This window comes from Methanofastidiosum sp. (assembly GCA_020854815.1).
Lineage (GTDB): Archaea > Methanobacteriota_B > Thermococci > Methanofastidiosales > Methanofastidiosaceae > Methanofastidiosum.
The window spans coordinates 21,202-44,269 of record JAHKLW010000031.1 but is presented as its reverse complement, the minus strand read 5'-3'; the positions used below and the strand labels follow the sequence as shown (position 1 = coordinate 44,269).

The 23,068-nt window shown below is 32.1% G+C and carries 26 protein-coding genes; 10 read left to right on the top strand and 16 right to left on the bottom strand.

Annotated features, from left to right (window positions below):
- The first annotated feature begins 166 nt into the window (after nucleotides 1–166).
- Nucleotides 167–517: a response regulator gene (locus tag KO464_04240; protein ID MCC7572583.1), complete on the top strand. Its 351-nt coding sequence runs from the start codon at nucleotides 167–169 to the stop codon at nucleotides 515–517.
- 33 nt (nucleotides 518–550) lie between these two features.
- Nucleotides 551–1,714 carry a tetratricopeptide repeat protein gene (locus KO464_04235; GenBank protein MCC7572582.1) on the top strand — a complete coding sequence of 388 codons (1,164 nt, stop codon included), beginning with the start codon at nucleotides 551–553 and terminating at the stop codon, nucleotides 1,712–1,714.
- Between the two features lie 6 nt (nucleotides 1,715–1,720).
- Here the strand turns inward: KO464_04235 and KO464_04230 are convergent, their stop codons facing one another.
- Genes KO464_04230 through KO464_04215 form a run of 4 tightly spaced genes read right to left on the bottom strand, consistent with a single transcriptional unit; the run spans nucleotide 1,721 to nucleotide 5,066 of the window.
- Nucleotides 1,721–2,371 carry a hypothetical protein gene (locus tag KO464_04230; protein ID MCC7572581.1) on the bottom strand — a complete coding sequence of 217 codons (651 nt, stop codon included), beginning with the start codon at nucleotides 2,369–2,371 and terminating at the stop codon, nucleotides 1,721–1,723.
- Nucleotides 2,368–3,324 carry a porphobilinogen synthase gene (gene hemB, locus KO464_04225; GenBank protein MCC7572580.1) on the bottom strand — a complete coding sequence of 319 codons (957 nt, stop codon included), beginning with the start codon at nucleotides 3,322–3,324 and terminating at the stop codon, nucleotides 2,368–2,370. Before hemB ends, KO464_04230 begins: the two co-directional genes overlap by 4 nt.
- A complete protein-coding gene (hemA, locus tag KO464_04220) occupies nucleotides 3,303–4,532 on the bottom strand; it encodes a glutamyl-tRNA reductase (GenBank protein MCC7572579.1) in 1,230 nt (409 codons plus the stop codon). The genes hemB and hemA overlap by 22 nt, the downstream gene beginning before the upstream one ends.
- A complete protein-coding gene (locus KO464_04215; protein ID MCC7572578.1) occupies nucleotides 4,533–5,066 on the bottom strand; it encodes a bifunctional precorrin-2 dehydrogenase/sirohydrochlorin ferrochelatase in 534 nt (177 codons plus the stop codon).
- An 80-nt stretch (nucleotides 5,067–5,146) separates the two neighbouring features.
- On the opposite strand from KO464_04215, the gene KO464_04210 reads away from it, so the two are divergent.
- Both KO464_04210 and KO464_04205 read left to right on the top strand, forming a co-directional pair.
- Nucleotides 5,147–5,833 (top strand): SprT-like domain-containing protein, encoded by a 687-nt coding sequence (locus tag KO464_04210; protein MCC7572577.1) that lies wholly within the window; start codon nucleotides 5,147–5,149, stop codon nucleotides 5,831–5,833.
- 51 nt (nucleotides 5,834–5,884) lie between these two features.
- Nucleotides 5,885–7,264 (top strand): aspartate kinase, encoded by a 1,380-nt coding sequence (locus KO464_04205; protein MCC7572576.1) that lies wholly within the window; start codon nucleotides 5,885–5,887, stop codon nucleotides 7,262–7,264.
- 7 nt (nucleotides 7,265–7,271) lie between these two features.
- Here the strand turns inward: KO464_04205 and KO464_04200 are convergent, their stop codons facing one another.
- Both KO464_04200 and KO464_04195 read right to left on the bottom strand, forming a co-directional pair.
- Nucleotides 7,272–8,063: a DUF2099 family protein gene (locus KO464_04200; GenBank protein MCC7572575.1), complete on the bottom strand. Its 792-nt coding sequence runs from the start codon at nucleotides 8,061–8,063 to the stop codon at nucleotides 7,272–7,274.
- A gap of 133 nt (nucleotides 8,064–8,196) precedes the next feature.
- The gene (locus KO464_04195; GenBank protein ID MCC7572574.1) at nucleotides 8,197–8,484 is read right to left on the bottom strand and encodes a hypothetical protein; all 288 of its coding nucleotides are present in this window, start codon (nucleotides 8,482–8,484) and stop codon (nucleotides 8,197–8,199) included.
- Nucleotides 8,485–8,499: 15 nt separating this feature from the next.
- On the opposite strand from KO464_04195, the gene KO464_04190 reads away from it, so the two are divergent.
- A complete protein-coding gene (locus KO464_04190; GenBank protein ID MCC7572573.1) occupies nucleotides 8,500–9,135 on the top strand; it encodes an NAD-binding protein in 636 nt (211 codons plus the stop codon).
- Here KO464_04190 and KO464_04185 read toward each other — a convergent pair.
- From KO464_04185 to KO464_04170, 4 genes are read right to left on the bottom strand one after another with little or no spacing between them, the layout of a single operon-like run.
- Entirely contained in the window at nucleotides 9,119–10,258 is a 1,140-nt protein-coding gene (locus KO464_04185) for an oligosaccharide repeat unit polymerase family protein (protein MCC7572572.1), read from the bottom strand. The genes KO464_04190 and KO464_04185 overlap by 17 nt on opposite strands.
- Nucleotides 10,248–10,943: a metal-dependent hydrolase gene (locus KO464_04180; GenBank protein MCC7572571.1), complete on the bottom strand. Its 696-nt coding sequence runs from the start codon at nucleotides 10,941–10,943 to the stop codon at nucleotides 10,248–10,250. Before KO464_04180 ends, KO464_04185 begins: the two co-directional genes overlap by 11 nt.
- Nucleotides 10,944–10,990: 47 nt before the next feature.
- Nucleotides 10,991–11,542 (bottom strand): NUDIX hydrolase, encoded by a 552-nt coding sequence (locus KO464_04175; GenBank protein MCC7572570.1) that lies wholly within the window; start codon nucleotides 11,540–11,542, stop codon nucleotides 10,991–10,993.
- A 19-nt stretch (nucleotides 11,543–11,561) separates the two neighbouring features.
- Nucleotides 11,562–12,338: a hypothetical protein gene (locus tag KO464_04170; protein MCC7572569.1), complete on the bottom strand. Its 777-nt coding sequence runs from the start codon at nucleotides 12,336–12,338 to the stop codon at nucleotides 11,562–11,564.
- 72 nt (nucleotides 12,339–12,410) lie between these two features.
- On the opposite strand from KO464_04170, the gene KO464_04165 reads away from it, so the two are divergent.
- From KO464_04165 to KO464_04155, 3 genes are read left to right on the top strand one after another with little or no spacing between them, the layout of a single operon-like run.
- Nucleotides 12,411–13,025, top strand: coding sequence for a 4Fe-4S binding protein (locus KO464_04165; protein ID MCC7572568.1), 615 nt, complete (start codon nucleotides 12,411–12,413; stop codon nucleotides 13,023–13,025).
- Between the two features lie 10 nt (nucleotides 13,026–13,035).
- The gene (locus KO464_04160; protein MCC7572567.1) at nucleotides 13,036–13,374 is read left to right on the top strand and encodes a cupin domain-containing protein; all 339 of its coding nucleotides are present in this window, start codon (nucleotides 13,036–13,038) and stop codon (nucleotides 13,372–13,374) included.
- 21 nt (nucleotides 13,375–13,395) lie between these two features.
- Nucleotides 13,396–13,800, top strand: coding sequence for a PAS domain-containing protein (locus KO464_04155; protein MCC7572566.1), 405 nt, complete (start codon nucleotides 13,396–13,398; stop codon nucleotides 13,798–13,800).
- A gap of 19 nt (nucleotides 13,801–13,819) precedes the next feature.
- On the opposite strand, the gene KO464_04150 is transcribed toward KO464_04155, so the two are convergent.
- Together KO464_04150 and KO464_04145 are read right to left on the bottom strand one after the other, a co-directional pair.
- On the bottom strand, nucleotides 13,820–15,193 hold the full coding sequence (locus KO464_04150; protein MCC7572565.1) for a sodium:solute symporter family protein: 1,374 nt from the start codon (nucleotides 15,191–15,193) through the stop codon (nucleotides 13,820–13,822).
- Complete coding sequence (locus tag KO464_04145; GenBank protein ID MCC7572564.1) at nucleotides 15,186–15,344, bottom strand: hypothetical protein; 159 nt, start codon at nucleotides 15,342–15,344, stop codon at nucleotides 15,186–15,188. The genes KO464_04150 and KO464_04145 overlap by 8 nt, the downstream gene beginning before the upstream one ends.
- Before the next feature lie 126 nt (nucleotides 15,345–15,470).
- On the opposite strand from KO464_04145, the gene KO464_04140 reads away from it, so the two are divergent.
- Nucleotides 15,471–17,825 carry a DNA-directed DNA polymerase gene (locus KO464_04140; GenBank protein ID MCC7572563.1) on the top strand — a complete coding sequence of 785 codons (2,355 nt, stop codon included), beginning with the start codon at nucleotides 15,471–15,473 and terminating at the stop codon, nucleotides 17,823–17,825.
- Nucleotides 17,826–17,880: 55 nt separating this feature from the next.
- On the opposite strand, the gene KO464_04135 is transcribed toward KO464_04140, so the two are convergent.
- From KO464_04135 to KO464_04125, 3 genes are all read right to left on the bottom strand, one after another.
- The gene (locus tag KO464_04135) at nucleotides 17,881–18,045 is read right to left on the bottom strand and encodes a DNA-directed RNA polymerase (GenBank protein MCC7572562.1); all 165 of its coding nucleotides are present in this window, start codon (nucleotides 18,043–18,045) and stop codon (nucleotides 17,881–17,883) included.
- Between the two features lie 88 nt (nucleotides 18,046–18,133).
- Complete coding sequence (locus tag KO464_04130; protein MCC7572561.1) at nucleotides 18,134–19,702, bottom strand: YgiQ family radical SAM protein; 1,569 nt, start codon at nucleotides 19,700–19,702, stop codon at nucleotides 18,134–18,136.
- Nucleotides 19,703–19,792: 90 nt separating this feature from the next.
- Entirely contained in the window at nucleotides 19,793–20,236 is a 444-nt protein-coding gene (locus KO464_04125; GenBank protein MCC7572560.1) for a GNAT family N-acetyltransferase, read from the bottom strand.
- 205 nt (nucleotides 20,237–20,441) lie between these two features.
- Between KO464_04125 and atwA the strand changes: the two genes are divergently transcribed.
- A complete protein-coding gene (gene atwA, locus KO464_04120; GenBank protein MCC7572559.1) occupies nucleotides 20,442–22,100 on the top strand; it encodes a methyl coenzyme M reductase system, component A2 in 1,659 nt (552 codons plus the stop codon).
- 3 nt (nucleotides 22,101–22,103) lie between these two features.
- On the opposite strand, the gene KO464_04115 is transcribed toward atwA, so the two are convergent.
- A complete protein-coding gene (locus KO464_04115) occupies nucleotides 22,104–22,985 on the bottom strand; it encodes a D-glucuronyl C5-epimerase family protein (protein MCC7572558.1) in 882 nt (293 codons plus the stop codon).
- Nucleotides 22,986–23,068 lie beyond the last annotated feature (83 nt).

Here is a 23,068-nt window from a genome sequence, read left to right as displayed (position 1 = left end):
TCTGCCTAGCGTCAGCCATCGGTAAATTTTGGGAAATTCGCCCAAAATTTGAGTAAAAAATAAAAATTTAGATTGGACTAGTGCAAACTGTCTAGAAATAATATTAAAACTAGAAAAAAGTGGGGTTAATCATAAACCTCTAGATATTTAATAACAGAGTGATTTTATGTCTAAAATCTTAATAGTGGAAGATTATAAAGATTTATCTGAATTTTATCAAGAATTTTTAGAAGGAGATACTTTATTTACTGCTTCAGATGGGGAATCGGCCATATCTATTTACAAAGAACATAAACCAGACATAGTGCTTATGGATTTAAAACTTCCAAAGAAAAGTGGAATTGATGCAACTAAAGAGATTATCCAAATTGATCCTAAAGCAAAAATAATTGCAATCACTGCTTATGGCTCTACTATAGGTTCTAAGGCTTTAGAAGCAGGAGCAAAAGAAGTTTTGAGAAAGCCAGTTAGATTTAATGAGCTAAAAGATATAATAGAGAAATATAAATCTATTTAGTTTTTTAGATATTATTATGCACGGGGTAATGAATTGGTCTCTAATAATGAGGAAAAAGTCTATGATGCACTATGGGACAATACTACCTATAAGACGATAACAAATTATCGAGAAGGTAAGTACAATGAAGCTGCAGAGCTTGCAAAGCTTTCTATCGATATTGCAAAAAAAATCTACGGGAAAGATAGCACTAAAGTTGCCATTTCTATGAACAATCTTTCATTGATATATGATGTGCAAGGAAAGTTTGCCGAGGCTGAATCTCTTTCTATAAATGCATTGGAAATATGGGAAAATAATCTAGGGCCAGAAGATCCCGAAATTGCTACATGTTTAAACAATCTTGCAGGCATATATGTGTCAAGAGGCAAATACAAAGAAGCAGAACCTTTGTACAAAAGATCTTTAGAGATTAAAGAAAAAGCTTTTGGTCAAAATCATCTAGAAACTGCCACAGGGTATAATAATTTGGCTGATCTTTACCGCTTAGAGAAGAGATTTAATGAAGCAGAGTCTCTTTATAGAAAAGCCATAGATATTTTTGAACAAAATAAAAATGTTAAAGATCCAAATATCGGCTCTTCTTTGAACAATCTTGCAGAAATACACAAGATTAAGGGCCAGTATGACGATGCCCTAAAACTATATAAGAGGGCATTTGAAATATGGAAGATTGCCTGTGGTCCCGATCATCCTGACATTGCAACGGCCATAAATAATATCGCTGGAATCTATTATCTCGAGGGAAATTATGAAGAAGCTGAAAAACTTTACAGAGAAGTATTGAAGATTGATGAAAAGACGTATGGGGTAAATCATCACTATAACGCCATGACTTTTAATAATATTGCTTTGGTAAAAGAGGGGTTAGGACAATATGATGATGCAGAGCGTTATTTCAAAGAAGCAATTAATATATGTCAAAATACTTTGGGTGAAAATCATCCTTCTTTTGTAACTTTCTTAAACAATGTTGCAGGATTATACAGGGCAAGAGAAAGATATGAAGAAGCAGAATTTTATTTCAAGAAAGGACTTCTAGTATTAGAGAAAGTTTTTGGCAGTAATAATCCTGATGTAGCAATGGCAATGTTAAATCTTGCTGAGATGTATGAATCTCAAGGTAGAACAGAAGATGCAAAAAGATTCTCTGAAAGTGCAAAAAGTATATACAAAAAAGCCCTTAAGAATAGTTAATATTTTCTATTTAACAAATCTACATTTTGAACTAAGTGGACATTCTTTGCAATTTGGATTTTTTTTCCTACATATGTTCTTTCCCAATAGTACTATGAGGCCATGAAACTCCTGGTAGAGTAGTACTTCTCCAGGGATCTCTCTTATTATATGATTCTTTAGATTATCATATTCAATTTCTTCTTTAATAATCTCTAATCTTGAATATATTCTCTTTGTATATGCATCTACAACAAATTCATTTTTTTCAGCAGCATAAAGAATAATGCTATCGGCAGTTTCTTTACCTATTCCTTTTAATTCTAATAGTTCTTTTCTTAGATTTTCTCTATCTTTGGCAAATAATAAATCAAGATTTCCATTATATTTTTCAATTAGATATTCAGAAACTTTTCTAAGCCTATCTGCCTTTTGATTAAAAAAACCACTAGGTTTAATCAGTTCTTTTAGGGCATTCAAAGGTAGTGATACTATGCCCTCTGGTGTAAGAACATTTGCTTCTTTTAGATTTCGCAATGCCTTTTCTACATTTGTCCAAGTAGATTGTTGAGTTAAGATGGCACCAATAATGACTTCAAAAGGCCCATCTTTGGGCCACCAACTGCCGACTTCGCCAAAATGATTTCTTAAAATTTTGTATAGTTCATAACTATTCATAAGGATGCGTACTCCAATGCAAAGTACGATATTATTAAATCAGCTCCAGCACGCTTTATTCCTAAAAGTAGTTCTTTGATTACTTTATTTTCGTCTATCCAGCCCATTTTTGAAGCGGCTTTTATCATTGAATATTCTCCACTAACATTATATGCCGCAGTTGGCATTTCGAATCTTTCTTTCACCCTATAGATAACATCAAGATAAGGCAGTGCAGGCTTCACCATAATAATATCTGCACCTTCTTTAATATCAAGCTCAACTTCCCTCAAAGCTTCCAATATATTTGCAGGCTCCATTTGGTATGTTCTTCGGTCTCCAAATACAGGTGCGGAATGTGCAGCTTCTCTAAAAGGGCCGTAAAATGAGGATAAGAACTTTGCAGCATAGGACATAATCAAAATATCTTCAAAAGAATTTTTATCCAATTCTGTTCTTATTGCTTTTACTCTTCCATCCATCATGTCAGATGGGGCTACTATATCTGCCCCTGCTTTTGCATGAGAAAGTGCAGTTTTTGACAATAATTTAAGTGTATCATCATTTTTTATAGTTCCGTCACAAACTACTCCACAGTGGCCATGTGAAGTGTATTGACAAAGACAAATATCAGTTAGTATAAGAAGGTCTGTTTTTTCTTTTATTGCCCTTATAGCCTTTTGAACGATTCCTTTATCGCTATATGCTTCACTCCCAAAGTCATCTTTTTTTTCGGGCATACCAAAGAGTAAGACTCCTGGAATTCCAAGATCTTCAACTTTTTTTGTTATGGATTCTAATTCTGATACAGGATATCTAAATTGGCCGGGCATAGAAGGTATCTCTTCTAGTATATTTTTTTCATGAACAAATATGGGATAAATTAGGTCACTTGAATTTACATCGTGTTCTTTAAGTAGTTCTCTCAATTTTTCATTTTTTCTTAGCCTTCTCAATCTAACTTCTGGGAAGATTCTACCGCCTCCAATTTATTGTATACCTTTTCTCTTAAATCTCTGACTGGTTTGTGGAGTACCTTAGAAACGATGGCCTTTGTCAGATCTTCTATAATCATTATATCTTTTTCATCATTGATTTTTAGCATCTTTATAGCCCTATCCACTTCTGTTTTTCTTATATACTCGGCTTTCATCCAGACATCTGCTATATATGGCTCTACAAACATCCCCTTGAGATTAGTTTCAAGTTTGTTTAACTCTTCTTCTACTAATAATGAGGCCTTTTCCGCTTCTTCTCTTCTTATTTCCATATTCTCTTTTGCTATCTCCGAAAGGGAATCAATATTATATAAGTGGACACCTTCAATTTCTCCGACCAATTCATCCACATCTTTTGGTATCGCAATGTCAATAATTACAAGATCTTTATTTCTTTCTTTTATTATTTCTTTAATGTCGCTTGCATGAATTATTGTGTGAGGTGCAGAAGTTGCAGTTATAACAAGATCTGAAACTTTAATGTGATCAATTAAATAGTCAAATTTTAATGCTTGGCCTCCAATTGTTTCTGCAATATTTTTCGCTGTTTCATAATTTCTATTAGAAACATAAACCCCTTCAACACCTTTTGATGAAAGCGACTTTGCAATAAGACAACTCATTTCTCCTGCTCCAACGATTAATATTCTTTTATCAATTAAGGATCCAAATATTTCTTCGGCAAGTTTAACAGCCGCACTGCCAACTGAAACCCCTCCTTTAGAAATATCTGTATCTGTTCTTACAAGTTTTCCTACTCTTATCGCCTGATTAAAGATAATATCTAATAAAGAATCTGTTGAACATTCACTCTTACATTCAAAATAATTATTTTTAACTTGGGATAGAATCTGATTTTCGCCTATTATTAGTGATTCTAAGCCTGAAGAAACTCTAAACAAATGCCTTATTGCTTCATTTCCACTAGAAACTTCTAAATAATTCTCAACATCTTGGCTTATGTCTTTTAAAAGGAGTATGATTCCTTCTATAGATTCTCCTCTGTCCGCTACAGCATATATTTCTGTTCTGTTACATGTATTTAATATGACACATCCTTTTACTCCAGTTTCACAGCATATTTGTCGCATAAGTTCATTTCTATGCTTTTTTGAAAAGGAGAATTTTTCCCTTACATGTACGGGCGCATTTTGATAAGTAATTTTAAAGTTTAGTAGGAACATCTATACTCCCCTCTTTATCCTTCCATAGGTCTCATCAAGGATTTCTCCTTTTTTTCTAGCATTAATCAAGATTTTTGCTTCCCTTTCCTTTCTATCGATAAATTCAGTTAATTCTTCTTTAAGTTTTTTGGAATAGTAAGGGCATTCGCCTTTGGTGGATATTGCCACAAGTAGATTTTCTCTTTCTATGACCGCTGGAAAGATTATATCTGATATGTCTTTATTGTCGACTACATTTGCCATTATATTATAGTTCTTGCATATTTTACAGAGATTTTTATTCAGTTCCTTGTTATTTAATGATAGTATAACAAAACAGATTTCTTCGTTTAGGAGTGTAGGAAAATTTTCTTCATTTATTTCCATTTTTAATTTTTCTATATTTAAATTATCAAAGTCTTTGTGAAATTCTGACGAAACAACTTTGATTTTATCTGTAAATTCTAGAAGTTTTTTTGTTTTTCTTAAGGATACATTGCCTGCACCGATAATTAAAACTTTTTTTTCTGTATTCAGAATTATTGGGAAGTACAATTAACCACGAACAAACAACGTAACCATATTATAAATGTTTTCCCAAAAATCTTTATAAGACAACATTAGAAATTTGTCCAATGGATGTTAAATTAACTCAAATAATTTCTAATGTATCGATTAATCTTGGATTTAGATATAAGGTAGTTTCAGAGTATTATTCTTATAAAAGTATAAAGAATACAGCTAGGGTGAAAAAAGGTATTTTATATGTAAGAGTTTCAGATAAATTGAGGGAGGCACCTCAGGAAGTAAAAGAATCTCTTGCATATATTCTTCTATCTAAGATTAAAGGGATTAGGGTGGCCCCAAGATACAAAAGAACATATAATGATTACATCCACAACCTCATAATAAATGAACCTTTTGATATTATAAATGGAATACATGATCCAGTTGGAAGTTATTTTGACCTAGACGAAATATTTCTTAGAATTAATAATAATTTCTTTTCTAACGAAATATCTAAGCCTTCATTAAGGTGGTCTAAAAGAAGGGCTTATCGAATTTTTGGAAGATACGACCGTTCTAAAAATGAGATAGTAGTTTCAAGTCTTTTAGATGATAAGAGAACGCCTAGATTTGTAGTTGAGTATATAATGTACCATGAGATGTTGCATATTAAATTTGGATTCATTTATAAGAGGGGCAGAAGGAAAATACATACAGGACAATTTAAAAAAGAGGAAGAGAAATTCCCTTTTTATAAAGAATCTATTGACTATTTAAAAAAGATATCTGGAAGAGAAAGGAAATTTCTTTTTTAGAAAGTCTTTTAAGTAGATTTTGAGCTTAAATTACGTATTTGGGGGTCTTTGATGAGAATTGTGATGAAATACGGCGGAACATCTGTTGGCAATGCCGATAGATTCCTTAACACTGCGAATATAGCTATTGATGCATATAATAAAGGAAATGAAGTGGTAGTTGTAGTTTCTGCAATGTCTGGCGTTACTGACATGCTTCTTGGGGCTGCTGATAAATCTCTTAAGGGAGAAGATATTGTCCCCGTTTTAAATGAACTCAGGTCTAAGCATTTTGACTCTTGTAAAAACATTAAAAATGATGAATTATTAGAAGTTACTAAAGAAGGGATTAATACTCTTTTAGTTGATTTAGAAAAAAGTTTGATAGGGGTCCATTATTTAGGAGAACTTTCTTTAAGATCAAAAGACAGAATAGTATCTTTTGGAGAAAGACTCTCGAGTTTAATATTGTCAAAAACAATTGAAGCGCAAGGTGTTTTATCAGATAAAATAGATGCCTTTTCCTTGATTGTAACTGACAATAAATTTGGAGAAGCAGCGGTATTATTTAACGAGAGCTACAAAAAAACATCAGATACTATAATACCCTTACTAAAAAAGGGCATGATTCCAGTAATCACTGGATTCATCGCTAAAAGTAAGGATGGAGATATCACCACTCTGGGCAGAGGTGGTTCTGATTACACTGCATCAATAATCGGAGCAGGGATTGGGGCTGACGAAATATGGATAATGACTGATGTAGATGGAATAATGACTACAAATCCAAAAATATGTAACAAAGCATACACAATTCCTGAAATGTCATATCTTGAAGCAATGGAACTGGCCTATTTTGGTGCAAAAGTATTACATCCCCGAACCATAGAACCAGCAGTATCCAAAAATATTCCAGTCAGAGTAAAAAACAGCATGTCCAACTCTTCAGGTACTTTAATACTTAGAGATACAAAAGCTAATCACAAAGTTGTAAAGGCTATAAGCATAATTGAAAATGCAGCAATAGTTTATGTTTCTGGCGCCGGAATGATTGGAGTTCCAGGAGTTGCTGCAAAAGTATTCAAAGCATTAGGGGACCACAATATTAATGTCTATATGATTTCTCAGGGATCCTCCGAAGCAAATATATCGTTTGTAATCTCTGAAAAAGATACAGAAAAATCTGAAAAAGCTTTGAGGGAAGCATTTCCTACAAAAGATTTAGTAAAGGATATTTCACATATAAGAGGAGTGAACATCATAAGTGTAGTGGGTAAGGGAATGAAAGGCGCAGTAGGAACTGCTGGAAGATTATTTACTGCAATTGCAAATGATAAAGTCAATATACTTATGATTTCTCAAGGATCTTCTGAAGTTTCAATATCTTTTGTGGTATCTAAAGAAGAAGGATACAAAGCAATAAGAGCAATACACAAAGCTTATCTTGAATAGTATTTGTCTAATCTTTCTTTTCAATTTCTTTTAACCTTATTTCAATAGCTTTTTTTCCCTTTTCACTAGGCGCATAAATGGGGATTTTTGTCTTAGTTTTGTAAATATTCTGTTTATCGCCAACTTCTTTTATTTCTTTAGACATGCATGCAGTTATTATGTCTCCTAGTTCCATAAATATAATCGCATCTTCTCTCGAGGAGCCTGTTGTGTGAACTCCAAAAACTAGAACATCGCAAGAATTATTCTTTTCAATTTTTCTTATTTCGGGCAATTCTTTAGCGTTTGATATGGTAACAGCAATATTCTTGTAACCTTTGGATATTGCCATTTTTAACCCTTCAATTTGATTTATCTCAGAGTCTTCAGGATTCAATACATTAGATTTACCTACAAAAGTGATTACGCTATCAATAGGATTTGTTTTAATAACGCCTGATATCCTTCCGGCTATGCCCTCAACTTTTTCGGACTCTGTTAAAATGACGGTCCCACAGCCGTCTCCCACAATAACGACTGCATCCAACAATCCTTTTTTTAATAAAGTAGACATAATCTCACTTGCACCTATGGACAAAAAATCCTGTGAAGGGAATTTTCTCTCTTCAGTGCACATGCCAAAATCTTTAATTCTAAATTCAATATTTTCTTTTATGGATTCTTTAGTTAATTTTTTTATCCCCCTATATTTATCAAAAAGTGGGCAATAATCTATAATAGGATCTTCAACACTTACAACTTTTCCATCCCTTATAACTACCTTTGATTTGCCAAGGGCTTCAATTATATGTTCTCCCATAAAAAGAAGTCAAAAAAAAAGTTTAAAAGTCTGTCGGAAATATCCATTATGATGATGAGCGACCCCTTCTGAGCATTAAGCTATGATGAGGATTTTGAGTTCTGAACTCAAATCTATTAAGGTCGCAGTCACATTAGTATATTCTTTCAAGTGAAAGACATTTTGGACACATATATATGGTAACTATATTTCCTTTTCTTTCCGGAAATTTGTCCATATCAATATGTAGTATCCCAAAATGGCCTTCGTACTCACAACTGCTGCATTTTAATGTTTCTCTTGAAACAAGTCGCTTTTTACTTATCCGATAAAAATTTTTCATATCCCCCATTTTAATGGGCTCTGATAGCAGAATTTCTATCGATTCTTCTAAAGTTTCAGCTTTAACAGTTTTAAATAAATTGAAAACGTACTCTTTCAAAAAATAGAAGAGGTATTGGGTATTGAAAGAATGGAAGAAATTGAAGGTCATATTATAATATGTGGTTACGGCAGAATTGGAAGAGTAATTGTTTCAGAGCTAAAAGAGATGAATTCAAAATTTGTCATTGTAGAGATTAATGAAAATTTAACAAAAATGATTTCTGAAACAACAGATTATAATGTTGTGCTAGGGGATGCCCGAAAAGAAGATATTTTAAGAAAAGCAGGAATTGAAAAAGCCAAAATTATAATCACAGCTTTAAATGAAGATTCCGATAACGTGTTTACTGCAATTACTGCAAAATCAATGAACGATAAAATAAGGATTATTTCCACTTCTGCCAATCTAGAGAATATGGATAAACTCTACAAAATTGGAGTGAATCAGGTTGTATCCCCTCAAGTAGTTACTGGAAAAATACTTGCATATGCCGTCAATATTCCTGATTTCCTGACATTTATTGATAGAATATTCCTCTCTAATAATGAAAATATTTGCATGGTTGCATTAAAGGAAGACCTTTATGGAAAAACTGTTAATTATGTAGGGGACGAAGTATTTGCAATTGTCAGAGATGACAAAATTATAAGAAATCCAAATACAGAAGATAAGTTGCAAAAAGGAGACAAACTCATAATTGTTCACTAGATAAATCTAAACTGGAAATATAAATTGAGAGTGGAATTAGAAGTAAAATTAATGGATAAGGGCTTATTTCTATTGAAACTATAAATATTGACAATATTAGACTGTAATAAGGTATTAATAAGGTATTAGTTTGTGTCTTCTTATATAACTTAAATAGCGATATTGATACAAATAAAGTAAATATCATTACTTCAATAATCCCGCCATCAAAAATCGCTGGACCAAATATAGTTGAAGTAATGTTGTGAGAATAATTTAGTATTTCTTGACTAATTATATACCCAGTTGTAGTTTCTGTCAATAATGAATAATTACCAAATAACTTGAATCCTATTGTAGTGCATATTTTGTCAAAAACATCGAATGTAAATGTGACTCTGTACCATAATAATTCGAAAGGATTTAGTTTCCAATTTTGGGGAAGTAATAATACTGTGATATAACCTAGTACGATAGTTATTATTGAACCGGCTAAACCAAAATACAATGTTTTTTGTTTTTTGCCTAACTGGTAAAAAGTTATCATAGTTGAAATAATTATAAGGATAATATAAGTCCTAAATCCATATAGAACAAATAATAATAATGAAAGAATTGGAAATATTAGAAAATAAGGATATTTACTTTTTAAGATTCCAAAGTTATTTGACACTAACACAAAAGAGTATCCAAGAACAAACAAAGGTGTAAGGGCTAATTCTCTAATTTCTGGATTTAATAGTGGAAGCTTACCCAAAATTAATATATTCAAAAAACATAATAACAATCCTAGAACGTATATTTCTTTGTAGTAAATAGAAAAATAATTTTTCTTAACCATAATAAGAATCATTAGGGCTAGCAAGGATAAAACAATAGAATAATATCCAAATCTTTTGAAAGTAAAAAATACTACAAGAAATAAGATTATGCCTGACAAATAATTTTCGTTTATATCGAGATTAATTTTACTTCCAACAATAAAAGCTGAAATAATTAAGAAGATATATGAAACAGTATAGAATGAAATCCCTGGTTTATAATAATCAACAAAGTAATTTTTTCCCATTAGTCCTATTACACAAAATATAATAAAACCAATGAGAAAAATATAGGGAGAAAATAATTTATCTTTAAATTTCAAAGTAGTCCCCGGGTTCTAATATCTTCACCTCTGCATCTAATTCAAGCTCTTTAACAAGCATCTTCAGTTCACTAGGATTTTGTCTTATTAGAGGTGTTGTATTATAATGCATTGGAACAATAATCTTTGATTTTAAATATTTGGCTGCATAAGCAGCTTCTATTGGCCCCATAGTGTATCTAGATCCTATTGGAAGTAGGGAAACGTCAGGTTTGTAAAGCTCACCAATTATCTTCATATCTTTAAAAAGTCCCGTATCTCCTGCATGGTAGAATGCTTTATTTCCATCCCTTACGACAAAACCAATGGGATTGCCTCCAGAATATCCTCCTTTATCTGTTACATTAATACAGCTGGAATGATCTGCTCTTACTGCAGTTATTTTTATACCCTCGATTTCAATAGTGCCCCCCATGTTCATTCCTTCAGTCTTTGTAATCCCATTTTCTTGAGCATAAAGCGTTATTTCATGTATAGCTACAAATACTGCACCAGTATTCTTACATATCTCTATGGAATCCCCAAGGTGGTCTCCGTGACCGTGAGTTGCTAAAACAATATCTGCATTTCTAATATCGCTTGCTTTTAAACAAGCTCTCGGATTTTTATTTAGAAAAGGATCAACTATTATAGTTTTTGAACCCGTTATTCTAAAAGCCGAGTGGCCCAAATATTCAATTTTCATATTGAACACCAAGTAAATATATTTTTAAGAGTATAAAAAATTTGTTACTAGAATAAGTTTAACAAATTGAAAGTATACCAAATTCCGACACCTATATCTGTTCCAATTTCTATTTGACCTTCAATAAATTTTCTAATTTCCTCTTTTTTTATTAATATTACCTCGATTTCTTCAGATGGTTCAAGTTCCTGTCTAGGTTTAATATTTTCTTTTATATTTTCATCAATTAGAACGGTAGCTATTCTAACTGTTTCATCAGTCAGCCCTGGGTTTGATTTTAAAGGAGGGCTAATAGAGATAATTTCTCCTACGTATCCAGTTTCTTCTTTTAATTCTTTTTTTATATCCGATTCTAACTCTTTTCCTTCGGAAACTCCTGCTGGGAAGCCTATGATGTAATTATTAATTGATATCCTATATTGTTTGATTAATATATACTTTTCAGAAGGAATCAATTTAGCAACAATAACGACTGTTATCTTAGATGTTTTTCTATCGACTGTTTCCCATTTAACTTCATTTCCATTGTTATTATAAAGAGTTTCCTTTAATTGAAGCCAATTTCCTTCATAAAGTATTTTTTCATAAATTTTTTTCATAAAAATTCAATCTCACTTTTTAAGAATTCAAGTTTTGCACATCTTTCAATGGCAATGATTCTATCAATGCTATCTGTATCATCTTATCTAGTATTTTACCTATTTCAAAGTTTCTAATCTCAAGAAATTTTATATCTCCTCCTTCAGAATTAATATTTTCAGACAAATGAGGGAGAACGATAAGTATGTCCTTTCCATTAAAAAGAAATAACAATACTTTTGGCGTAAATGGTAGTACTCTGATATTGTATAGGGGAGATATGTTTTTTAATTCTTTAATTAGTTCTTTATTTAGTATTTCACTTTTAACAAATAGATTTTTTGGAAAATATTTGCTTTTTAATATCAAATTGATTTTCTCAAAAGCAATTGAATTAAAAAATCCAAAAACACAAGTTAATTCTTTCGAGCCATTGCTCAACTCTTCTAATTTCTTATAAAAATTATTCCAATTTCTTTCAACATTTATTGTTGGTAAAAGTTCATATCTATTTTTATCTGAGAGATTCTCTAAATTAAGTTTAATCATTTCTGCTATTTTTTTATTCTCATTAACGTATTCATCCATCCTTTCATTAATATCGCCTAAAATGAATAGTGAAGGCCTTCCTTCTTTTTTCTTTATCCACTCTTTTTTTAGTAAGTCATTTATGGTGTCGTAAATTCTCGAGTAGGGTACGCCTGAATCTATGGAAATATCTTTTGCCGAAGATTCACTATTTTTAATTATAGATAAGAGTACCTTTGATTCATATTCTGTTAATCCAACTCTCATTAGCTGTTCTTCAATTTCCATAGTATGAAATAATACTTTTCATATATTAAAGTTGTGGAAATATTTATATTTTAAATGAAAATCTCGAAAAATATGAACAAAAGACGAATTATTCAAGTTTTGACTTTAGCTATTTCTATAGTGGCTTTTGTAGTATTTATTAAAAATAAAAAAGAATCTATTTTGCTCTTGTGGATGCTAGGATTTTCTTTATCTTCATTAATATTTGGGAAGCTATTCTGTGGTTATTTTTGTCCCTTCCACGCATTTGATAAAGGATGGAGATACATACTTAATAAATTAAATCTCAAAAAAATCAAAACACCTACCACTTTTAAGAAAGGCTTTGTTTATTACCCAATTTCAGCAATATTGCTAGCTTTGATATTATTAAAAATCTCCGGCCTAGTACTCCCAATTAAAATTCCATTTCTAATTGTTGCATTTCCTATACTTGCATTATTTACTTCTGACTTATGGCACAACTATTTATGTCCATTTGGATTAATAATGAGATTACCTTCGATAAAGAGGCCATTAATGCCCAATATAGATAATCTTTCATGCACAAACTGTAATTTATGTAAAAAAGCATGCCCTACAGAAGCAATAGAATTAAATAATGAAAAATTTGATGTAATAGGTAGCAAATGCATTTTATGCTATGAGTGTGAAAAAATCTGTAAATTTGATTCTATAAAAATATAAAGGTGATCAAATGAAAATAGTTAAAGTAAGTGAACAAAAGATAGTTGAAACCCCACATAAAGTGGATGTTAGAAAGTTATATGATTCTGAAAAAGCACAGACAATGCATATAACACTAAAACCAGGGGAGGCCCTTTTAAAACACATAACTCCTGTCGATGTATTCTTCTATGTACTTGAAGGAAAAGGAATCGTAGAAATTGGGGATGAGAAGGAAGAAGTAAGTCCTGATTCACTAATTGAGAGCCCTGCAAAGATTCCACACAGATTAATGAATCAAAGTGATAAAGTATTTCGTTTTCTTGTAGTTAAGATTCCAAGACCGACTGAGCAAACAAAATTACTTTAATAAGATTATAAGAGCGATAAAATGATTGGAAAAATTGAAGGTAAAATACTTGAAGCAATTCTTGAGACCCTTCCACTTGAATTTTCGGTCCTTGATGAAGATGATAAAGTATTAGCTTGGAATAAACATGAGACAAGAATTTTTAAAAGGCCAGAAGCTGCCCTAGGAAGAGATGTTAGACAGTGCCATCCTGAAAGGAGTCTTGACAAAGTTGAGCAAATAATTGGAGAAATGAAAGAAGGTATATGCGATAAGGCAAGATTTTGGATTGACATACCTATTGGGAAAAATGGCGAAGAGGAAAAGGTAATGATTGAATACTATGCCCTAAGAGATAAAGATGGAAACTATTCGGGATGCCTCGAGTCAAGTCAAAATATTGCCTCAATCCAAAAATTAGAAGGGCAGAAAAGACTACTCGATTAACTCCATTATAATTTTTATATTATTTTTGTTTATCAATATACTTTGATTCTAGCGTTCCCATAACAAAGAACAGCCCAAAACAAAATATTAGCGTTGTTATAGCTGTGGGAAGACCAATTAAGGATATTTTAAAGAAGGTAAGTAAGACTGCCATCAAAAATCCTCCTACTATTGTCACAGAACCTGTTAAATCCTTTCCAATATTATAGTGGAATAATCCAAAGATTAGTGGCAATAAGCAAAGTAATATGGTTGAAGATAAAACAGACAATTCAACTATGTAACTTATCTTCTTTGCTGCAAAAAGCCCAATAAATATGGTCATAATAATAATTGAGAGTCTTCCGTAAAAAATTCCCTTTTCTTTTACAATGTCTCTTGAAACCATTGAAGAAAGAGTGAGGACTATTGAATTTGCAGTAGTTATTGCAGCGGCCATTATGCTAAAAGCCAATAAAAGAGATAGCCATTCAGGCATAAGCGAAAGTAAAGTCGGTGTTACATTATCCCTGTATTGAACAACTGGAAATAATCCTTGAAATGTAAGAATCCTAAGTTGGATACCAATAAAACTAACAATAACTGTGTAAACTACGCCAAATAATCCAAAATATACAATCATCTTTCTTAAAGCAGATAAATCCTTTGGAATAAATAATCTTTGCAATACTTGTGGGTTAGTTAATGCAAAGAAAAACCAAGGTACAGTTAATCCTAAGAAAAATTTTGGGGTCCAAATAGCATTAGGAACATACATCAACTCTCCCATTGAGGAAATTGCTGAAAAATCAAATCTGTAAGCTACCCAAATTAGGGCAAATATAGAAACTACTATCATCAAAATCCCTTGGATTGAATCATTCAACGCAACTCCTCTCAATCCACCTAGAAATGCCCACAAGGCAATAAGAATTCCAACAATTAAAATACCTGTGGCAAAACTCAAATTTGCATTAGTTTCAAGTATTAGGGCAACCCCTGTTAATTGAACTGATGTGTAGGGTATTAAAGCTAATAAAGATATAGTGGCTGCTATCTTAGCTGTTTTTGGGCCATATCTTTTTTCGAGTAAGCCAGATGGAGACACAACTCCTTTTTCCTTAGCAATTCTCCATATCTTCGGACCATAATATGATAAAAAGAATAGCGTTCCAACTAGATAAGTTAATTCAAATCCTAAAGCTCCAACCCCAGTTGCATATGATAGTCCGACTAGCCCGACCATCATAAAAGCAGAATAAGTGGTTGCAGCATAGGTAAGTGCTGAAACAACTCCGCTAATATTCCTATCTCCAATAAAGAAACTTTCTTGTGTCTTGGCACCTTTGAAATACAAAGCAATAATCGTACCTATTATGGCGTAAATACCGATTAGTATCAATATGTTATTCATTTGTCCACCTTTTTGTTGAAAAAACAATATAGAATAAGTAACCAACAGTTACAGCAGTCCAATAAATAAAAGTAGTAAAATCCTCCTTTTTGATTAGGAAGAATGGAAGTGACATTATCGCTACAATTACTAATACCTCTAAATTTTTCATTAGCGTTTGTTTAGAAAAAGTATTTATAAACTTTGCTTTTGTCTAGTGGCCTAATTATTTTTGAACAATTATATCTTAGGGCTATATCGTCATAAGATATTTATATTAAAAATAATAATTATTTTTATGTTTGTCTTAGATTCCGATTACAAAACGTTCAACGAAAAAGCATATGTTAGATTAATTCTTAAGAATGATTCAAAAATTGAGGCGTTCTATAAAGACTTTGAGCCATATATTTGGGCAGTGTGCGATCAGAGAGAGATTGAATCTAAAAAGGAGCTAATTGAGGAAATAAGTAAGGGATCACATGGGAAATTCTTAACTATTAAAAAATGTATAATTGAAGAGAGATATATTTTTGGCAATAAAGTGCCTGTCCTAAAAGTAATTTTTAATCACCCCTCGGATGTTCCCAATCTTAGAAAAGAAATAGAGGATATTACAGAGATTTATGAATATGACATTCCCTTTGCTAGAAGGTTTCTTATTGATAAAAATCTTATCCCTGCAATACACTACAATTTTGAAATTGAAAAAGAGGGAGAAATCCCTATTATAAAAAATTTCCAAATAGGAGGAAATCTAAATCTATCACTTAAAGTTCTAGCATTTGATATAGAAGTATACTGCAAGGCAAAACCTGATGCCCAATACGATCCTATCATCATGGTTGGTATTTCCACTAATGATTTTGATAAGGTAATTACTTATAAAAATGTCACAGCAGATTATATCGAGATTGTTGATAATGAGATATCTATGTTAAAGAAATTTTTTGATATTCTTCTAGAGTATAATCCTGACATAATTTATACTTACAACGGGGATACATTTGATTTTCCCTACATATATGAAAGGGCAAAAAAACTAAAAATAACCCACCCCATAATTGACGATATAAGAATTGATAGAAGAGGAATTAATGACAGTAGCAAGATCCCCGGTATGGTACATATTGATCTTTATCCACTAAGTAGAAAATTACTAAGTTTAAACAAATATACTCTTGAAAATGTGTACCTCAATTTTTTGGGCAAAGAGAAAAGTAAAATTCAATTAGCTGAGATGGATCAGTTTTGGGAAGAAGGAACGCAAGAAGGACTTTTAAAAGTTGCATTATACAATAAAGAGGATGCTATAGCAGCAAAGGAAATTGGGGCAGCTATAGGCCCTCTAGAAATAGAACTCTCGAGGATAGTGGGACAGAATATTTTTGATATGTCACGAATGGCATCCTCTAATATGGTTGAATACCTTTTAATGAAAAGAGCATTTGAAGAAAAAACAATTGTTCCTAATAAACCAAAAGGTAGTGAATACCTTGAAAGGTCATCTGAAACTTATGAAGGTGGATTTGTTCTGGACCCTAAAAAAGGACTTCACGAGCACATAGCCGTTTTTGACTTTAGATCCCTATATCCCTCCATAATTATTGCACATAATATAGACCCAAATACAATAGGTTGTGATTGTTGCGATAATATCTCTCCAGAAGGAGTTAATTTTTGTCTTAATAAAAAAGGATTCATTCCTGAAATACTGAAAGAGCTTATCGAAAGGAGGGTACAGATTAAGAAAAAATTAAAGGAAGCTTCTGATAAAAATGAAAAGACTATCTATCAATCCCAACAATGGGCTCTTAAAATTCTTGCTAACTCTTTCTATGGCTATATGGGATACCCCCGTTCAAGATGGTATTCAAAAGAAGCAGCTTCAAGCATCGCTTCATGGGGAAGAGAGTATATCCACAAAGCAATAAAAATTGCCGAAGAGATGGGATTGAATGTTCTTTATGGTGATACTGACAGTTTATTTGTAGGATTAGGATCCGAAGATATGGAAAAATCGAAATATTTTAGGGGCAAAGTTAACTCGATCCTCCCTGATTTCATGGAACTGGAATTTCAAGGATATTACAGACGTGGATTTTTTGTTTCTAAGAAAAGATACGCAATCATTGATAAAGAGAACAATATTACAACTAAAGGCCTAGAAGTTGTAAGGAGAGATTGGGCCGATATCGCGAAGAAGACACAAGAGGAAGTTTTAAGAACTATATTGGAAGGCAAAGGACCAGAAAAAGCAGCGGAAATTGTTAGAAAAATTACTCAAGAGTTAATTGAAGGCAAAACTCCTCTAGATTCACTTATCATATACACTCAATTAACAATGCCCCTATCAAGCTACAAACAAATAGGGCCTCACGTCATCGTAGCACAACGTATGAAAGAAAAAGGAGAGGAAGTTAAAGCAGGTTCAATGATATCATTTATTGTAAAAAGTGGGGACGGTATGGTTAGGGATAGATCTTATGATGTAGAATCTTTCAAAAATGCAGAGTATAAGTACGATGCAGACTATTATATTGACAATCAAGTATTGCCCGCAGTTATGAGAATTCTTAAAGGATTTGGGTACACAGAAGAAAACTTAAAATATTCTAAAAATAAACAGATGACACTTGGGGATTTCTTTTAATCCTTATTTATTTTACACCCTAACAAGAATATTTATTTGAGTTCATTAGACGTTATTAATACTTTCTAGCCCTTCTTTTTTTATAGCAATCCTTACAATAAACTGGCCTTATCCCATCAGGTTTAAATGGAACTTTCGTCATATTGCCACACTCAGAACAGACAGCTTCATGCATTTCCCGGAATTCTCCTCTAAAACCTTCCATCGTTTTTTCACTCATTAATAAAAACTTCCTTTTTGATATTTTTATTCTATTACTATAGGCGAATAATATATTTAAAATTTACTGATGAGGAATTGTAAGAAATCTAACTACGAGATTTTTTGTTATCTATTTCTTGTAGTATTATGCGTTTTAATTTCTTTTTTGTTTTGTAGTCATGTATGACGTTAACTCTTTTCATGCTATTTGGATCTATCCCGGTCCAATAGATACATGTGGAATTTGTCATGGGTGTCGGTGTAAAAACCTGGAAGCTTTCAATGTTCGACAGGTAACTTATTTTTTCCTTTAATTTCATTATTTCTTTTTCATCATCACCTGGGTGGCAAATCATTAGATAATACTTGAGATACTGTTTTTTATCTTTGTTAATACTCTCAAAGAATGAAACAAATTCATCAAATCTTGAATTATCTTTATTCATAAGTGTCAAAACTTTTTCAGAAAAATGTTCAGGTGCTATTTTAAGACAGCCAGATATATGGTGCTCCGAGAGATCTTTGACATATTCCTTACTTTCTATTGCAAGGTCATACCTTATACCACTTCTGACAAATATTTTCTTAACGCCTTTAATTCCTCTAGCTTTTTTTAAAAGCGAGATTAATTTCATATGGCTTCTGTCTAATTTGTTACAGTTAATACAATCTTGGCTGCATTTATCTGCACAATCCATTCCATACATATTTGCAGAAGGACCTCCAAGATCATCTACATATCCTTTAAAATCTGGATGAGATGTTATTGATTCTATTTCTTTTAAGATTGAACCTTCACTCCTTGAAACAATTTTATCTCCCTGGTGGAGTTTAAGTGAGCAAAAATTGCAATTACCTATACACCCTCTATGGGTAACAACTGAAAATTTTGCCATCTTTAAAAGAGAATTAGGGTGAAGTCTCCTTGAATATGGTAGTGAGTATATCCAATCTAGATCTTCTGTTGTGTATTCTGGATAAGAGTATTGAAGAAGGTAGTTATTATCATAGAACTGGGCTAAATTCTTCTTATTTGAAAGTAGTTTCTGCATTTTACAAAACTTTAGAGGATCTTCTTTTACTTCTTCAAACGAAGGAAGCAGCTCGAATCCTTCCTCTAAAATTTTACTTATGATACACGTCCCTGGAATCCCTTTAAGTTCGATGCCTTTTCTTGATCTTTCTGCTATTTCAAGAATTTGTTTTTCCCCGTTCCCGTAAACTAAAATATTTGCTCGAGTATCAAAGATAATGCTCCTTCGGATATCATTGTTCCAGTAATCATAATGGGCAAATCTCCTCATAGAAGCTTCTATTCCGCCTATGACAATTACTGCAGACTTGAAGTACTCTCTAATCTTGTTACAGTATACTATCAAAGCCCTATCAGGCATCAAAGATAAGTTAGAGTGCGGGTCTTCTGATCTCTTTTTTTTTAATGGCGTATAATTATGGAGCATGCTATCTATGGATCCAGAAGTAACAGCAAAGAATAATTTCGGTGATCCAAGTTTTAGGTAATCTTCTTTTGTTAAGGGTTTTTCTATAATTCCAATCTTGTAACCTTTACTTTCTAGAACTCTTGAGATAACTCCTGAAGGTGACAATGGGTGGTCATCGTAATATTCTGCCGTAATTAATATTATGTCAAAGTCTTTACCTGATTTAGATATCACAAAATCCCTCAACTATAATAAAAGAGATTTAAGATATATTTAAAATCTATCTAAACATTGATTAATTTTTGAGTAAAGAAGTTAACATTCTTATTTTGACAATGACTTTGAAAATATAAAAGCTCTATTCTCAAATCCATTTTTTTCATAGAAAATATGGGCTTCTTTGCGATGAAATGCAGAATCTAGCTCTAATCTCTTACAACCATTTTCTCTAGCAATCTTTGTAATTGCATCCAATAGTAGTAATCCCACTCCCATTTTCCTGAAGTTTTTATCAACTATCAATTCATCAATATGCCCAATATTTCCTTCTTGCCACATACTATTCTTAGTACTCAATGAGATAAATCCAACAATGACATTTTTATTTCTAGCAATGAGATATTTATTTGACTTATTTTCTAATCCTTTTTGGAAAATATCTCTTATATTCTCTTTATCAACTATTTTATCTGGCCATAATTGTATTAATAATCCATGGATTTCGTCATGATCTTCATATTTTGCTGGAAGGATTTCAATTTGATCCATAACATTAATTTCTTTTGATTAGATAAAAAATTATGCTTACCTGTAATTTTAGTAAAATTATTAAGCAATTTTTTTCCTATAATTTATACGTTTTTTCTCATTATTTTTACTTCAAAAAAATAAGATTATACACTTTGTATCTCTATCAGAATCAAAATCTTTTCATTGACTGTCGCTTAATTAATAATAATTCTTGGGGATTAAAATGAAGCATAATCTAATTCAAGTTGAAAATCTTTCATTCATTGTTGACGACGTAGTAATATTGGAAAATATTTCTTTTTCAATTAAAGAAGGAGATTCCTTGGGGTTATATGGCCCTACAGGTAGCGGAAAATCAGTATTACTTAATATCTTAAGAGGTACAAAGGGTTACGCCCCTTCAAAAGGAAATGTATACTACTTTGTTTCATATTGCCCAAAATGTAAATATATCAATCTCCCAAGCTACACAGGAAAAAAATGCCTTAAATGTAATTCCGAATACATCTCCAAAAAAATAAATTTTTGGAAAGATGCTGAATTTTTCAATGTGTTGAAGAGAAGAACTGCAATAATGTTCCAGAGAACCTTTGCACTTTTCGGGCAGAGATCTGTAATTGAAAACATGTACGAAGTATTCATAGATATGCAATTACCAGAAAAAGAAATCAATTCAAGAATAATTGAAATTCTTCAGAAAGTTAACTTGATACATAGGATGACTCATGTTGCAAGAGACCTTTCTGGAGGGGAGAAACAAAGACTTGTATTAGCTAGGCAACTCGCATTAGATCCAATGGTATTGTTTGCTGATGAGCCAACAGAAACTCTTGATCCTGTTACTTCGGATATTATTGAAAAGACATTAATTAATATATTTAAAAATGATAGTAAAAGTCTAGTAGTTGCATCTCAAAAATCTTCCATAATTAGCAAAGTTACTGAGAGGACATTAGTTCTTGACAAAGGAAAAATAACTGAAGAATTAGATTCGTTCAAACTAATCGTAAAAGGTATAATCCCTTCAGACGATGATAAATTGATTTTTACAGAAACTGGAAAAGAGATGATATCACTAATCAATGTAAAAAAATACTTTTATTCTATCTCAAGGGGGGTAATTAAAGCCGTTGATAATTTCTCCCTTACTGTAAATGAGAAAGAGATATTTGGTATTGTGGGTAAGAGTGGGGCTGGGAAAACTACCGTTTCTAAGATTATAGGGGGGCTAATTCCTTTTAAAGAAGGAGAATTTAAACTTAGGATTGGTGACGAATGGATTAATATGAAAGAAGATGGCTCTTCAGGTAGGATAAGGGCAGCACCTTATATAGGAATTTTGCACCAGGAATACTCTCTCTATCCAAATAAAACTGTTTTCCACAATTTAACTGAGTCAATTGGATTAAAGCTCCCCTTAGAACTAGCAACAAAAAAGGTATCTGATGTCCTAGAGGCAGTCGGATTTAATAAAAATAAAATCGAAGAAATTATTTATAAAACGCCTGAGTCTCTTTCTGAAGGTGAGAGGCATACAGTTGCTTTGGCACAGATTTTGATAAAAGAACCAAATCTCGTTATTCTTGACGAACCAAGGGGGACAAAAGAAATTGCAGACGCAATAAGGAAATCAAGGGAATATCTAGAACAAACTTTCATTATAATAACTCATGATTCAGACTTTGTTGTCGATGCCTGTGACAGGTCTTGCTTCTTACTTGAAGGAAACATAGTAGAAATTGGACCTCCAGAAAAAATAAAAGAAAAAATGATTTCCTCAGAGCTAGAAGAAATTAGAAAGGAAACAATTAAGATATCTGAAACTATGAAGAAGGACCAAACGACTTTTGAAACAACAGAGAGACAGGATTCAGGTTACTAGAATTTATCCTCTTTCCCACTTTTCTTTATATTCTTTAAACATTGGATTTTTGGTATATTGGTATAATGAATCTAATTGGGCAATATGCATTTCATGGTAGTGATCATTTGCTATATTCCCCATTGCATCGTAGTAACTTTTTTTGTTTCTTGCATCGTATTCTGGCAAATAATGTTCAAGAGAATCTAGACCTTCAAGATAAAGTCTCTCTGCTTTTTTATCAGTTGAAATAAGATAATACTCCCTCAAACGAATAATCACTGTTATAAATCCATTAAGAACATAGGGGGGAGTTTCTTTTGCATACTCTGGGTACCACACATAATACTTGCCTTCGTCTTCTCTAATCATCCTGAGTCCGCCGTCCTTAACCTCAATTTCAAAAGCATTAAGACTTTTGTCAATCATTTGCTTGTATTTTTCGTCCTTAGAATATAAATGTGCAAATGAAAGGGCTTTTATTATTGCCGCTTGATTTAGGGATCCAGTCCAGTCTTCATTAAGATTGTAGGGAGGCCAAGGATAATCGTATGTCCAAACTACAAAAGTCCCATTACCCCTATAATCGGCATCCTCCATAAGCCAGTCTGCTAGATATAATCCCCTATTGAGATAAGATTCATTTCCCGTATCATGGTATCGGTAAAAAGCCTCTAAAGATTTCATGGCAACATTGTGCGGTGCAATCTGGTATCCAAGCTCAACACCATCAATAGTTCCATAATAAGTGAGGGGGATATTAGATTCATCTATTGAATACTTTTTTGGCGAAATAATACTATTCTCTTTAACGCTATAATTTTTTTCATTTGTTTGATTTGGAGTAAATTGTACACATGCCGAAGAAATTATGATTAGTAATAAAAAAAATTCTATTTTTCTCATAATGGCAACTCTTTTACTGCTTCTAACGGATTGGTTTATAAAATTTTATGATAAACTTCTATAAAGACTTTACTCAAACAGAT